General features: G+C 53.9%; 14 protein-coding genes. 3 read left to right on the top strand and 11 right to left on the bottom strand.

Annotated features, from left to right (window positions below):
* Positions 1 to 35: 35 nt before the first annotated feature.
* Entirely contained in the window at positions 36 to 1,052 is a 1,017-nt protein-coding gene (locus H522_RS19130) for a multicopper oxidase domain-containing protein (protein WP_051344214.1), read from the bottom strand.
* A gap of 325 nt (positions 1,053 to 1,377) precedes the next feature.
* Here H522_RS19130 and H522_RS0111795 point away from each other — a divergent pair, with 325 nt between their 5' ends.
* Positions 1,378 to 2,679 carry a hypothetical protein gene (locus tag H522_RS0111795; RefSeq protein ID WP_026962467.1) on the top strand — a complete coding sequence of 434 codons (1,302 nt, stop codon included), beginning with the start codon at positions 1,378 to 1,380 and terminating at the stop codon, positions 2,677 to 2,679.
* A gap of 192 nt (positions 2,680 to 2,871) precedes the next feature.
* A complete protein-coding gene (locus H522_RS0111790) occupies positions 2,872 to 3,462 on the top strand; it encodes a hypothetical protein (RefSeq protein WP_155836397.1) in 591 nt (196 codons plus the stop codon).
* A gap of 14 nt (positions 3,463 to 3,476) precedes the next feature.
* Here the strand turns inward: H522_RS0111790 and H522_RS0111785 are convergent, their stop codons facing one another.
* Complete coding sequence (locus H522_RS0111785; protein WP_026962465.1) at positions 3,477 to 4,163, bottom strand: response regulator; 687 nt, start codon at positions 4,161 to 4,163, stop codon at positions 3,477 to 3,479.
* Between the two features lie 212 nt (positions 4,164 to 4,375).
* Between H522_RS0111785 and H522_RS0111780 the strand changes: the two genes are divergently transcribed.
* Complete coding sequence (locus H522_RS0111780; protein ID WP_162143506.1) at positions 4,376 to 5,146, top strand: sensor histidine kinase; 771 nt, start codon at positions 4,376 to 4,378, stop codon at positions 5,144 to 5,146.
* On the opposite strand, the gene H522_RS0111775 is transcribed toward H522_RS0111780, so the two are convergent.
* From H522_RS0111775 to H522_RS19125, 9 genes are all read right to left on the bottom strand, one after another.
* Positions 5,091 to 6,131 (bottom strand): COX15/CtaA family protein, encoded by a 1,041-nt coding sequence (locus tag H522_RS0111775; RefSeq protein ID WP_026962463.1) that lies wholly within the window; start codon positions 6,129 to 6,131, stop codon positions 5,091 to 5,093. The two genes, H522_RS0111780 and H522_RS0111775, sit on opposite strands and share 56 nt — an antisense overlap.
* Positions 6,132 to 6,230: 99 nt before the next feature.
* Complete coding sequence (locus H522_RS0111770) at positions 6,231 to 7,160, bottom strand: heme o synthase (RefSeq protein WP_245578097.1); 930 nt, start codon at positions 7,158 to 7,160, stop codon at positions 6,231 to 6,233.
* Positions 7,161 to 7,271: 111 nt separating this feature from the next.
* Positions 7,272 to 7,592, bottom strand: a complete 321-nt coding sequence (locus tag H522_RS0111765; RefSeq protein WP_035453701.1) for a cytochrome o ubiquinol oxidase subunit IV — start codon at positions 7,590 to 7,592, stop codon at positions 7,272 to 7,274.
* A gap of 1 nt (position 7,593) precedes the next feature.
* Positions 7,594 to 8,223: a cytochrome aa3 quinol oxidase subunit III gene (gene qoxC / locus H522_RS0111760; protein WP_051344213.1), complete on the bottom strand. Its 630-nt coding sequence runs from the start codon at positions 8,221 to 8,223 to the stop codon at positions 7,594 to 7,596.
* 2 nt (positions 8,224 to 8,225) lie between these two features.
* Positions 8,226 to 10,196 carry a cytochrome aa3 quinol oxidase subunit I gene (gene qoxB, locus H522_RS0111755; RefSeq protein ID WP_026962459.1) on the bottom strand — a complete coding sequence of 657 codons (1,971 nt, stop codon included), beginning with the start codon at positions 10,194 to 10,196 and terminating at the stop codon, positions 8,226 to 8,228.
* Positions 10,197 to 10,226: 30 nt separating this feature from the next.
* Positions 10,227 to 11,144 (bottom strand): ubiquinol oxidase subunit II, encoded by a 918-nt coding sequence (locus tag H522_RS0111750; RefSeq protein ID WP_035453735.1) that lies wholly within the window; start codon positions 11,142 to 11,144, stop codon positions 10,227 to 10,229.
* 424 nt (positions 11,145 to 11,568) lie between these two features.
* Entirely contained in the window at positions 11,569 to 12,291 is a 723-nt protein-coding gene (locus tag H522_RS0111745; RefSeq protein ID WP_026962457.1) for an amino acid ABC transporter ATP-binding protein, read from the bottom strand.
* On the bottom strand, positions 12,278 to 12,955 hold the full coding sequence (locus H522_RS0111740) for an amino acid ABC transporter permease (RefSeq protein ID WP_026962456.1): 678 nt from the start codon (positions 12,953 to 12,955) through the stop codon (positions 12,278 to 12,280). Before H522_RS0111740 ends, H522_RS0111745 begins: the two co-directional genes overlap by 14 nt.
* A 118-nt stretch (positions 12,956 to 13,073) precedes the next feature.
* Positions 13,074 to 13,895 (bottom strand): basic amino acid ABC transporter substrate-binding protein, encoded by an 822-nt coding sequence (locus H522_RS19125; protein WP_051344212.1) that lies wholly within the window; start codon positions 13,893 to 13,895, stop codon positions 13,074 to 13,076.
* Positions 13,896 to 13,997: the final 102 nt, after the last annotated feature.

Genomic DNA, 13,997 nt, shown 5'->3' with positions numbered 1-13,997 from the left:
TCCTCCTCCCTTGGTGAGATTGGATTCAAGGTCTATTATGTCACCACGATACTCCCAGTCGCCCCTTTATCGGCATCACGCATTACGTGTGTCACCATGTTGTACGTACCGGGTTGTTGAAAAGTCACGCGGATCAAGACTCCTTCCCCAGGAACCACGGCTTGCGTTGAGACGTCGTAAAAATGATTTTTCGGATTTCCGGACGCCTCGACATCCGACAACACGCTCCCGACAATGTGAAACGCCGAAACCTCATTCGGTCCTGCGTTCACAAACGCAATCGTCAACGGCTTGCCAACTTTCGCCCTCAGGGGATGGCTTACATACTGAAACGCCTTCCCGTTAAAGACGACATAGGACGGTTGTCCATTTTTCATCTTATCGTAATTGCCGCCTGGATAAAACTCGCTCTGGACAATGGTATAGTCCGGTTTGGGCTGTCCAGGCGCCGTGACTACCACGGCCCCATACATGCCATTGCCGATGTGCTGGAGCATCGGCATCGACGCGCAGTGATACATGTATACACCAGGAACTTTAGCGGTAAAGTGAATGGTCTTCGTTTTACCTGGCGGCACATCCACAAACGTTTGATTGGGTGAAACCAGCGCCGCGTGCAAGTCAATCGAATGTGACATCTTCGGATCGAGGTTCCGCAGTGTCAACGTCACGTGGTCTCCCTGTTGCAACTGCAGGGTCGGGCCGGGGACGGTGCCGTCGAACGTCCACGCGTTGTAATACTTCCCAGGTGCAATCTGCACCCTCGTTTCTTCCGACACCATTGTGATATGGACCTGGTGTCCATGGCGTGTCACTTTCATCGGTACCGGTCGTTGATTCAACGCTTTTCCGGTAGCGCTGCCACCATCCATCTGCATCTTTCCTGGCCGGATGTTGGCCGAGCTTGAATGCGTTTCGCCGGACCAGATTCCACATCCTGCTATTCCCACCAGCAACAGTACGACAGGTAAGAAAATCAGAACACGCTGATACGCGATAGGCCGTGGCCACCTGCGCCTTGGCAAACGGAACCGGCCTCCGTTGCGTTCCATCGTGATGTGCCTCCTTCATACTTACGTGATCCGTCATTCCTGCTCTTTCGTTGCCTTCACTCTCCGACAACCTACCAAATGCGCTGACCATACACTGTAAATTAGGTCACACATGATTCGCATGTTAGGGTACGAGGATTATCCACCCGAAGCCAGTACGGATGCGCCCAATCGCCTATAGTGCGTTTAGACCATTTTCTCTCATCCACATTGGCTGTTTGTCGTTGGTCGATGCTGCCCACGACAAGCCGTCCGTTTTCGTCTCCACAATCTCCGATAATGGGTTAGACTGTAGATAATGACGGCAAGCGGGAGGCAGTCTAAGGTGGAAACGTCTACCAAGAAACGTCTATCCGCAACGGTGACCTATCTCCTCTGCGGATTGTTGGTGGCGTGCGTCTGTCTGGCAGTGACAGGGACTACACTGTCCCAGTGGGCGAAAGGAGATTGGTGGAGCGTAAACACGGTAGGCGTGCTGCATGGGTTGTTATTGGGGTTTCTCCTCACCGTGGCCTACGGCGTTCTCTACCAGGTGGTGCCCATCGCCTTTCAAGCCCCTCCCATGCCGAGACATGTCCTGTATTGGCATTTGCCGTTGCACATTCTGTCGGTTCTAGCCCTCATTGCGGGCTTTGTGAGCCGGGAACAAAGCCTATCACGCATCGGGGGAATCGGGGTTCTTATCGGCCTTTTGGGTTTTGCGCACTTTTTATACCATGTCAGCTACAAACACGCACGGAACCGCACCCCCGTCCACCGGATGCTTGGGATTCCCATCGCATCCTTAGGGGCAACGATCCTCTTGGGGCTGTTTCAGCTCTGGCAGCCAGCCCATATCGGGCTTCCCTTGCTCCTCACCCATGCCATCCTCGGTGGAATTCTTTTTTGGGGAGGACTTGTCCTGGTGGTCTCCTACAAGTTCGTTCCCATGTTCGTATTGAGTCATGGATATCAGGCCTCCCTGCCGAGAGCCGGACTGTTCTATTTCCTCGGCGGCGGACTTCTGGCCTTTACCCATTTTTTCCAGTATCTAGACCCGGTGCTTTCCACATCCGTTTGGCTGTATTGGCTGCGCGTCCTGTCTGCGCTCGCCGTTCTTGTAGGCATGGGATTCTTTGCGTGGGATGTCACAAGCATTGTGAAAAGCCGCAAACGCAAGCGGATTGTCTTTCCGCTCAAGGTCGCCCTGGCTGCACTCGGACTCATGCTCATCAGCGAGGCTTTACTGGTTTTTTGCGCGATTCACACGAGTCGGGTTTTACTCGTCCTTGCAGCCTACTTGTTCCTGTTTGCCGGACTGATTCCGTTGGTTTTTTCCTATATGCAAAAGATCATTCCATTCTTATGGTTTGAATACAGGTTTAGCAAACGGCCGGAACGCAGATCCGCACCACTGATTGACGACATGGTGCCACCGCGTCGGGTACGAGTTGCACTCGTACTCTATGGAATCGGGGTGCTTGTTGGTGGATTGGAAGTGGTGCACTTTTTCCCCGCTGACTGGGCAGTCCCAGTGTCGTGGATGAGTGCCTTCTTCACCACCGTGGGAGCCCTGACGCTCTTTACAGCCCTCTCGTACGTCTTGACCATTGGTGGCCCTAGGCCCGTCGACGATGTGCCGAGGTGATGACGAGATGGCCTGGAACCACCTACACAGATGGTCCGTTCGGACTAGCATCGAACTAGTTCCCTTGGAACTGGAGTGAAAGTTTTGAAAGCCGTACGATGTTGTAGACTGGGTTGGATATCTCCGAAGAACGTCTATAAGATGGGTGGGTCGATAAGGAACAACCTCTCGGAAAGCCCGGTGATTTCGCTCGTGAGTAAGTTCAATCGGTTTCACGAACCCAGACATCTCTTTGCACGCATGGACGCGTGGCTGATTGATTGTTTGCAAACGCGATTCAATCTGTTGATGGCCCTGGCATTGGTCGGACTTTGTATTTGGGGACTTGTATCCGGATTGGCCTGGTTTGTTGGAGCACTTGCGGTAGTCGGGGCGCTCGGTTACTTTTTCGGACTCGCAGTATCGTTGCTTTGTGGCGTCGTTTTTACGGGGCTCGACATCGGATTTGGACTGCACGCCGGGCTGAGTATCACGCCGGTTTTAGTCCAATGCGTCGGTTATGGTTGCAGCGCCTGGCTGGGTTTCCGGCATAAGCAGCAAAAACAGCAAACCATGCAGCGGCTCTTGACCACGCAAGACGGCCATGAGCCACAGGTCTTACCCTGGGCCGTGGTCAACGAGATACGTACGTCTTTGGCGGCCATACGGTTCTTGTTGTTTCCGTTGCACGATGAACACACCAGCCAGGAATTGAAAAAGGCGACCGATGAGCTGTCTCGGATTGAGGCCTTGTTTACAGAAATCGAACAGGAAGAACTGCAGCGAAAACGGCGCTCCCCCTGAGCTTGATGGCTTCATCACTCGTTCTCCGATGGGTTGTGAATCGTGTAACCCTCACGAACGGCATAAGCAGCAGCTTGGGCCCGGTTATTCAGATGGAGCTTATCCAAGATGTTGCGGACGTGGTTTCGCACCGTGTTTTCGCTAATGAACAGGGCGCGGGCGATGTCGCGATTGCTGGCGCCCACACTCAGGTGCCGAAGCACCTCAATTTCCCTTTCCGTAAGTTTTTCCGCCCCATCCGACGGATTGGTCGGCTGGGGATTATTGAGCTCGGTGATGATACGCATCGCCAAGTTCCCGGGAATGACCGGTTCTCCGGCATGCACACGACGCACAGCCTCCAGGACCTCCAACGGACTGGCGTTTTTTAATACATACCCCGCCGCGCCGTTCTTCACCGCTTCGAACAGGGTTTCCTCCGCGTCAGATACGGTCAAAATCAAAATCGCTACATCCGGCGTCTGCCGCTTAATCAGTCGTGTGGCCTCCAGTCCATTGCAGACGGGCATGTTGATGTCCATCAACACGATGTCTGGGACAAGAGCCGCACACTTTTCCACAGCCTCCTGCCCATCCCCGGCCTCTCCCACCACCGAAATGTCCTCGGCCCGGTCAAGGATGGCGCGCACCCCCTGTCGGAACAGCTCGTGGTCATCCACAATTAAGACCCGAATCGCCGCATCATGCTCTGCTGTACCCATCCGTGCTTCCTCCTGTTTCTACAATACCCTCATCCATCATCATACCGCTTTGTCGCAGGAGTTTGCAGAAATCACGCCGTGTCGGAGTGTGTCGGAACAATGAAAAGATGATGGTCCAACTGGCCACCACGACAACCGATTCATTACAATGTAGGTGCAGAGAACCCATCGTTCTGTCCAGGAATGCTTAACTTCGGATGGAAGGGTTTACGGTGGAACGGAGTGGATGTCGAGTGGATAAGACGATTCAAAGCAGGCGACACACCCAACATGGGTGCATCACGTATACGGTCAGCGAAACGGATCGGCGACGCCTTGAACTGCACTATACCTTACAGGAACGCCATCGCCTCGCACGCGACCTCCACGACGGCGTCTCGCAGGACCTCGCCTACGCCAGTTCCCTGACGAAACGACTCGTCGCAGACTATGAGGCTGGACAGGCCATTGACCTTGAGGATTTGAAAACAGTCAGCCGGATTCTTGATCAAAGTTTATTGGAACTCCGGCAAGCGATTTATGATCTCACCCTGCACCCGGATGAAGACCTTGTCCGACATATCTACCGCTATGCGTCGGACTTTCAATCTCGGTACAACATCCCGGTGTCGGTAGATGTCGATGGCACCCTTCCGATGCTCGACGCCTACGTGAACAACCAAATTTTGAAGGTTATTCAAGAAGCTTTAGCAAACGTGCGTAAACATGCTAAAGCACAGGCGGTCAACATTCACCTCCAGAAAGTCGCGCGAAATCCATCTTCGGATTCGCTTGGTACCGTTTCCGATTCCACACCCGGTCACGCTTTGCTGGTAGTCATCAAGGACGATGGCCACGGCTTTGATACCGACAGGCCCGTCACGCCTGGACATTACGGCCTCTCAACCATGCGTGAGCGCTGTCAACTCATCGGAGCCACCTGCACGGTTAACTCCGAGATCGGTCGGGGTACAACGGTACAAGTCGAAGTGCCTCTCTCGTAGCCACGGACACCGACTGGTGTGAAGACAAAGTGGTCAGAGCACACAAATCGGCAAACAAGAGCGACGCGAACGATACGTGCGTCAGAAACGCGGAAAGACTAAGATGTGACGCGATTAACCAGGCGCCGCTGCCAGCCTGCAAACACACCAGTACTACCGACAGAAGGGCCAACCGGAATGCCCCCGGCGCCACACCCTTCATACGAAACCCAAGGACAGCCAAGCGGATCGCCAGAAGCAACATACCGAGCGCCAAGGTTCGATGCAACACATCGACCCAAAACACCCCGGGCATCGCTTGATACGATTCCAGCGGCAAGGGCCAGCCCTTAAAGCTCGCCCCATCGCCCGTACTGGCCACATAGGAACCGACATAAATCGCAACATAGGAGTAAACCAGGGCAATCCACGACCACCGGTATAGGGTTCTCCGTTCGTCTGCGCCGTTCGACGCTTTGGCCTGGCGGTTTCCCCTATCCTCCATTTCCCGCCGCGGTCCCTTTTCGACTCGCCAGCTCTCCACGGTCAACATGGTCAGGCCTGCCAAGGCAAGAAGCGCAATCCCCATGTGGGTCGCCATCAGGGCGGGCGGATTGATGCCGAACACAGCCAGAGCCCCGAGAATCGATTCTAACACTACGCCAATTACCATCCAGAGGATGGCGATGCGCACCCAACGCGTATGGCGGTACCAACGCAACGCCGCAACGACGACCGCTACCAGCAACACTTCCATCGAAAACACACTCACTCGGTGTGCGTACTCGATGGCCGTATGCTCGGACCATACGGACGGAATGAGCTGTCCATTGCAGAGCGGCCAATCGTGGCCACATCCGTATACGGAGCCAGTGGCGGTATCGGTAAAGCCAATCACATTCGCCACAAACAAAACAATCAGCGTTGTTAAAGCGAGACCAAACAAACGCCCCTTTTCCGGCTGTCGATCCGCATGGGGTATGGGTCTCGCAGCGTTCATACTCATACGGGTACCTCCTGTACACCATCCCCGCCGGTGGCTCGTCCTCCTCGACCAGCGGAACTCAGCTTTTGCACCAGTCGCTCGATGCGAAATGAGACTCAGCTAAATGACACTCGCGACAACCAAGAGCGTAAACAGCGCAGGCAAATCCAACAGCGACCACAGAAAGGTCCGTTTCGCCCACACCGTGGAGTCGTCGGCCTCCCGCCACATGCATACGTTTGCCGCCAGGAACACCAGACCGACAAACGAGGCCGTGGGCACGTACCAAAAGTGAACGGAGCCCGTAAAATACGGGACCAAGGATACCGCAAGCAAGAGGATTGCGTACCCGACGCACTGACGTTTGGTGGTCCGCGGTCCGCGCACGGCCGGCATCATCGGAATCCCCGCTCGCACGTAGTCCGCATTCTTGTAGAGAGCCAGGGCCCAAAAGTGCGGTGGTGTCCAGAAGAACACAATGGCAAACATCGCCCATGCAGTGAGACTGACGTTACCTGTGACAACCGCCCATCCCACGAGCGGCGGAAACGCCCCTGCCCCGCCGCCAATGACGATATTCTGCGGCGTGCTTCGCTTCAGCCACATCGTGTAGATGACGGCATAATAGATATACCCCGCCGTCGATAACAAAGCCGACAAGGGATTGGCAAACACGGCTAGTACGACAATCGACAGGACGCCCAACACGATACCGTATACCAGGGTCGCCGTCGCCGACACCTGCCCGGTCGGAAGTGGACGCTTTGCCGTTCGCGACATCACAGCATCAATGTCGCGGTCAAACCACATATTTACGGCTGCCGCTCCTCCGGTGGAGAGCGCCAGGCCAATCAGGAGAACGAGGGTTTCCTTGAGACTCGGCAATCCGCCCCGCGCGACGATCGCCGCGGCGAACGCAGTGAACAACAGCAACACCATGATTCTCGGCTTGGTCAGTTCCACGAACACCTTGACGGTATCCAACCAGCCGCGCGGCACCAGAGCGGCGTCCGTATCCGAATTTGCCCGTCCGACTGACATCGTCGCCATGGACGATTCTCCTTTCTAATTCAAGGGTCCAATTGGGAGGGCCGGAAAAACTTACCCGACCCTTCCCAGTGTGCGACCCTTGGGACGGTAAAATACACCACACCCAATTTGTCAGTACGATTGATAATGAAAGGTCATAATCCAGATGGACATCAGGCAGATGGCAAAGGTGAAGATCAGACCGACGAACAGAGTCAGCGAATGGTAAGGCGGTCCGTCTCCCTCTGTCACGTGCATGAAGAAAAACAGCTGAACTAGGATTTGCAGCCCCGCCAGAATCATCAAGATCCACATCATCGGGCCCAACGCCATCGCATGGGTCAGCGCCAACGTAAAGGAAATGGCGGTCAAGACGAGCGATAGCACGTACCCGACAATATAAAGCGTCGGTGAATGGTGCCCGTGGTGAGAAGCCTGGGTCCCTCGTTCCATTTTACATCACCACCCCAGACAAGTAGACGACCGTGAAAATAAACACCCAGACCACGTCAAGGAAGTGCCAGTAAAGATTGACAATGAACACCTTGCGGGCTGTCACATGCGTGATACCTCGCCGGGCGACCTGGAGCAGTGTTGCAAACATCCACAAGATACCTAGGGAAACGTGGCTTCCGTGCGTGCCGACCAGGGTAAAGAAGGCGGACAGGAAGGCGCTGCGTTGCATAGTCGCGCCCTCCGCCACGTCATGGATGAACTCTTGAACCTCCAGACCAACGAATCCGAGTCCGAGCAGCATCGTGATGATGAGCCAGGCCATCAGCTGTTTTTTGTGACCATTACGCATCGCCAGCGTGGCCAAACCACCCGTGAAGCTACTGGTAAGAAGGATAAACGTCTCAATCGTGAATCCCGGAATATCAAAGATTTCTTTTGGTGTCGGGCCTCCGTCGGTGTGTGTACGTAAGACCAGATAGGTGGCGAACAGACACGCAAACAGCAGCATGTCCGTGGACAGGAACAGCCAGAAACCGAAGATACGCAAGGATTGGTGCGTATCCTGGTATTCAATGGAGAGCGCGCTTGTATCCCCTTTGCGTAACACACGGTTTTCCGCCAGCGCCATGGTTATAACCTCCCCAGAGCAGACTCGGTCTCTATGACCTCATGGGGCGGAATGTGGTACTCGTCGTCGTATTCAAATGCACGCAACGCCAGGCAAATGAATACGCCAAACAACCCCAGAGCTGCAAGCCAGAACCACTCAAACACGAACCCAAAACCGGCCACGAAGAACAGTGCACTCAAAATGAACGGGCGACCCGAATTTTTCGGCATGTGAATGGGAGCAATCTGATCCTTGGAGGGAAGCAAAACATGCGTCTGACCTTTTTGCTTCATTTCCCACCATGCATCTCGCGAAGTCACCGTCGGAATGACCGCAAAGTTGTAATGCGGAACCGGTGACGGTAACGACCATTCCAGCGTCCGCCCATCCCAAATATCTCCCGTCGTGTCGCGCTCACCATGCTTAATGCTGTACGCAATCTGAGCCACGATAAACAAGAATCCAATGCCCATCAAATAAGCCCCGACGGTTGAAATTTGGTTCAGCGTCGTCCAGCCCATATTGGCCGGATAAACGTAGATGCGTCGCTGCATGCCCATGAACCCAAGTGCATACTGGGGCATGAAGCAAACATAGAACCCGATGTTAAAGAACCAGAATGCCCAGCGTCCGAGGCGGTCATCCAGCTTAAAGCCAAACATCTTCGGCCACCAATAGTACATGCCCGCCAAAACGCCGAATACTGTACCACCAATCAAAACCTGGTGGAAGTGAGCAATCAAGAAGTAGCTGTTATGATACTGATAATCAGCCGGCGCGGCTGCCAACATGACGCCGGTTGCGCCACCAATGGCAAAGCACGGTATGAAAGCGATGGTCCAAAGCATCGGCAGTTCCATGCGAATCCGGCCACGATACATCGTCAACAACCAGTTGAAGATTTTCACGCCAGTCGGAATCGCGACCGCCATCGAGGCCACGGCGAAGAACGTGTTCACATCTGCGCCAGCACCCATCGTAAAGAAGTGGTGTGCCCAAACGAAATAGCTGATGACACTGATGAGAATCAGCGACGCAGCCATCGATGTATAGCCAAAGACGCGTTTGCGCGAGAAGGTCGCCACGACCTCAGAGAACACACCGAAGGCAGGCATAATAACGATATAGACTTCGGGGTGACCCCAAATCCAGAATAGGTTGATGTACATCATCGGATCGCCGCCGTGCGCGATCGTAAAGAAGTGCGTGCCCACAATCCGGTCCAGCAGCAACAACGCCAACGCCACCGTCAAGGCCGGGAACGCAGCGATGACGACAAACGAAGTTGCCAGAACCGACCAAGTAAACAACGGCAGCCTCATCAATGTCATTCCTGGCGCACGCATCTTAAGAATCGTCGCCAAGAAGTTGATACCGGTACCGATACTTCCGATACCTGAAATCTGAAGCGCCAAGAGGTAGAAGTTCTCACCGGGGCCCTTATCAAACTCCGGACCCGCCAGCGGCGGATAGCTGACCCAGCCCGCGTCCGGTGAGCCACCGAAGACGAAGGAAATGTTTAGGAGCAGCGCCCCGAAGAAGAACAGCCAGAAACTGATGGCATTCAGGTATGGGAAGGCCACATCGCGCGCGCCAATCTGCAGCGGCACCGCGATGTTAAACAGAGCAAAGATAAACGGCATCGCCATGAACAAAATCATAATCGTGCCGTGCGTCGTGAAAATCTGGTCGTAGTGTTCCGCATTCAAAAAGTGACTGTTCGGTTCGGCCAGCTGCGTGCGCAGTAATAATGCGTCCACACCGCCGCGGAACAACATCAGCAAGGCGGCAATCATGTACATGATGCCAATTTTCTTATGGTCAACGGTCGTCAACCATTCACGCCAAAGCCATCCCCACTTTTTAAAGTACGTGAGGACGAAGACAATCCCGAGTCCAGTCAACAAGATGAGAACGTCCGAGATCCAAATCAATGGACCCTCGTTCCACATCAGGTATTTGTCTCCAAAGGTATGGAGCCACGCTGGCATCGGTCGTTCACTCCCTTCGTACGTCTTGCATCAGGAATTACTGCCGGCGTTTTTCGATCCGTTTGAATCCATGCCGCTCATACCATTCATCGACGCGCCAAGACCTTGGTCCATCATCATGTCTGGCATATAACGGCCACCGTTTTGCCAGACAACCTTATCGAACAAGTTTTTCGGGAACGACGAATAGGACGCAGTTCCCATGGTGCTCGGCTGCTTCAACTTGTTGTAGTCCGCCATGGTCAGGGCCGGCGAGGTCGACTTCACGTGCTGAACCCATTGATTGAAGTCGCTGTTCGACTTCGCAACCACCTGGAAGTGCATGTGGGCAAAGCCTTCACCTGTGAAGTTGGCTCCCGTGCCGAAGTAGCTACCGGGCTTATCCGCCTGCAGCCAGAGTCGCATCGCCATACCCGGCATGGTATACTCCTGACCACCCAGCTGTGGAACCCAGAACGAGTTCATCGGCGCGTCCGAAGTGAGCACAAACTGAACCGGTACCCCGGTGGGAATCTCGCAGTAGTTGACCGTAGCAATTTTTTGGTCTGGGTACTGGAACAACCATTTCCAGTCGAGAGACGTCACCTGAATGGTGATAGGCTTGACGTCCTGTTCTGGAGGTTGTACGAGTGCAAAGGTGCTCTTGCCGGTGTAGTACCCGAGCACGCCCACGATGACAATCGGGACTCCCCACCAGACAACTTCGAGCACCTTGCTCTCCGACCATTCGGGCGTATATTTGGCTGTATTCCCTGGTCGATCCCGATAACGAATGACGATATACGCCAATAAAGCCATTACGGGTACGATGACGATGAGCACGAGAATCGTGGACAACTCAATCAGATGCAGTTCCTCACGGCCAACAGGTCCGGCAGGATTGAGTACTATGTATTCCGGTCCACATCCAGTGGCCAGGAATAGAAGTGCTAGAGCCGTCAGACCCATGGTCGCCATGCGTCTAGGTGTCCAACTCTTCAAGGCCTCATCTCTCCTTTCCGTGAAAAAGTCTGACGCCCCGTTCTCCAGCATATCGAGGCGCTGAGGCGTCGCCAGTGCGCCGAATCACACTTGCAACTCTCACAGGGGCGCGTTCACACTTTGTTCATTCCGGTACGCATCGGAATGAACCCATGACAACCATACTGCCTGTAAAGAGACTGAGTAAGACGCACATGGCCTGTTTCTGACATAGTCCTTTCGTGCTACGGCGATAGTCCGGATTAGTGCCTGCGATACTAACCCACGGCTACACGATCCCGTACGCATACACAACAACAGCCTAGACGAAGTTCTCTCTGGGCTCGGTTACATCGGCCACACGGACTATGTATCCCCACTCGCCCATTGGGGGCGAGCATGCGAGCAGGTATTATAGAACCTTGCTCAGAAAGGCGCGTGTCCGCTCTTCGCGCGGATGGTTGAACAGCGCCTCTGGTCGGCCTTCTTCAATAATGAGACCCTCGTCCATAAAGAGCACACGGTCCGCTACCTCGCGGGCAAAGCCCATTTCGTGCGTCACAATGACCATCGTCATCCCCTCGCGCGCCAAGTCCTTCATGACCTGCAGGACTTCCCCGACCATCTCGGGGTCCAAGGCCGAGGTCGGTTCGTCAAACAGCATGACCTTAGGACGCATCGCCAGCGCCCGGGCGATGGCCACACGCTGCTGTTGACCACCCGATAGTTGATCGGGATAACTCGTTTCCTTTCCTGTCAGTCCGACCTTTGCCAAGAGCGAACGCGCTAGCGCCTCCGCTTCATCGGTCGACATGCCCTGCACCTTGCGTGGACCAATCGTCACGTTGTCCAAAACCGTTAGATGCTGAAACAGATTGAAGCGTTGAAAGACCATTCCAACCTTTTGCCGTACTTGTACAATGTTGGTCTTCGGGTGGGTGATCTCTTCTCCTACCACGACGATCTTGCCGGATGTCGGTTGTTCCAACCGGTTCAAGCAGCGGAGAAAGGTGCTCTTGCCACTGCCGGAAGGACCAATCACGACGACAACCTCTTTTTCTTGCACCTGTGTTGTGATGCCGCGGAGTACCTCGTGGCGACCGAATTGTTTGCGAAGATTTTCAACGCTGATCAATCTGCAGCCTCCTCTCCAAGTAGTTTGCGAAGCGGCTGACCGCGAAAATGACGATGAAATAAAGGGCCGCGACCAATGTGTAAATCGAGAACGCCGCATACGTCTGGGCTACAGTAATTTGTCCTTGATACATTAGGTCGACCACCCCAACCGGAGCGACCAATGAGGTGTCCTTGATGGTCTGTGCAAACTGATTCACGAGTGGGGGAATCATGCGTTTGAACGCCTGCGGTAAAATAATGTAACGCATAGTCTGATAGCCGGTCATACCAATGCTCTCTGCCGCCTCCCGTTGACCACGGTCAACGCCCAGGATTCCGGCACGGACAATTTCCGTCACATACGCCCCTTCATTTAACGCCAGAGCTGCCGATACGCCGATAATGGGATAGAAATTCTGGCCAAACCATTGGTTGAGCGGCATGATGGATGGTAATGCAAATACGATATAAACAATCTGAACCAAAAGCGGCGTACCGCGAAACACTTCGACATATACGGTGCTAATCCCGCGCAGGATGGAAAATCGTGATAGTTTCAATAAGGCCGCAATCAAGCCAAGAATGAGTGAGGCCACTCCTGCGACAAGCGAGTACTCCACCGTGCGCAACAACCCGTGTAACAATAAGGGGAGTTGCAGAATGGCCGTATGCCAAGAATTCATGCGTGCAGCCAAGCTCCTTTCCCTGGAAAAACGGGCGTAGCCAGAGCGTCCCGGCTGCGCCCGTTGCCGCGTAACCTTTTACGGAAATACGTATATAATACGTATATAAGAAAGAGATTTAATTCACCGCGACCGAGTTTGGGTTCACAACACCCTTAATCATGCCTCGCTTATCGCCGTTAAAGTACTTGTCAAACAACTTTTCGTATTCGCCGTTCTGTTGAATCTTCTTGAGTCCGTCATTGAGCTCCTTTAGCAATTCCGGGTTCTTCTTGGTGACGGCAATTCCATAGTACTCACCCGTCAACAAACCACCGACAATGTGAACATCGTTATGGGACTTGGCAAACAAGACGTTGGAGGGGTTATCAAACACCACCGCATCCGCGCCACCACTTTCCAACGCGTTGTAAGCGTCCTGGGTCACCGAGAACTGCTTGATGTTCGTAATCCCTGCCTTTTTCAGCACATCGACCGAAGACGTACCCGTTTCCGTTGCTACGACGTGGCCTTTCAAATCTTGCAGGCTGTGAATCGGCGAATTCTTTTTCGTCAAAATGGAGACGCCGGATCGATAATAGGCATTCGAAAAATTCACGTTCTGCAAGCGGTCCTTCTTAATCGTCATCCCAGCGACTGCGGCATCGACAGAGCCAGCCTGCAGTGCAGGAATGATGCCGTCGAAGGAGACCGACTTAATCTGGACCTTCAAGTGCTCCGCCTGGGCAATCTCCTTAATCATATCGATATCAAAGCCGACAATCTTCCCGTTCTCCGCGTATTCAAACGGCGGATACGTCGCATTGCTGGCGATCACGATGGACTGTTCTCCTTGACCTTTGCCGCTCGTCGTGGACGAGTTGTTTTGATTCTGTGTCCCGCAGCCTGCCAATACCAAAGCCAGTGCCAACGCAGCGCCAAACGCGCCTGTTTTTTTCACATTTAATCCCCTCTCTAGATGTCTTGACGGAACCCGAGAAACAAAGTGCATAAGAAGCGCATAATACGGACGTTTTCGACATGGATATCCATTCCCCTGCAA

The organism is Alicyclobacillus herbarius DSM 13609 (genome assembly GCF_000430585.1).
Taxonomy (GTDB): domain Bacteria; phylum Bacillota; class Bacilli; order Alicyclobacillales; family Alicyclobacillaceae; genus Alicyclobacillus_G; species Alicyclobacillus_G herbarius.
This window is presented reverse-complemented; position numbering and strand designations above follow the sequence as displayed.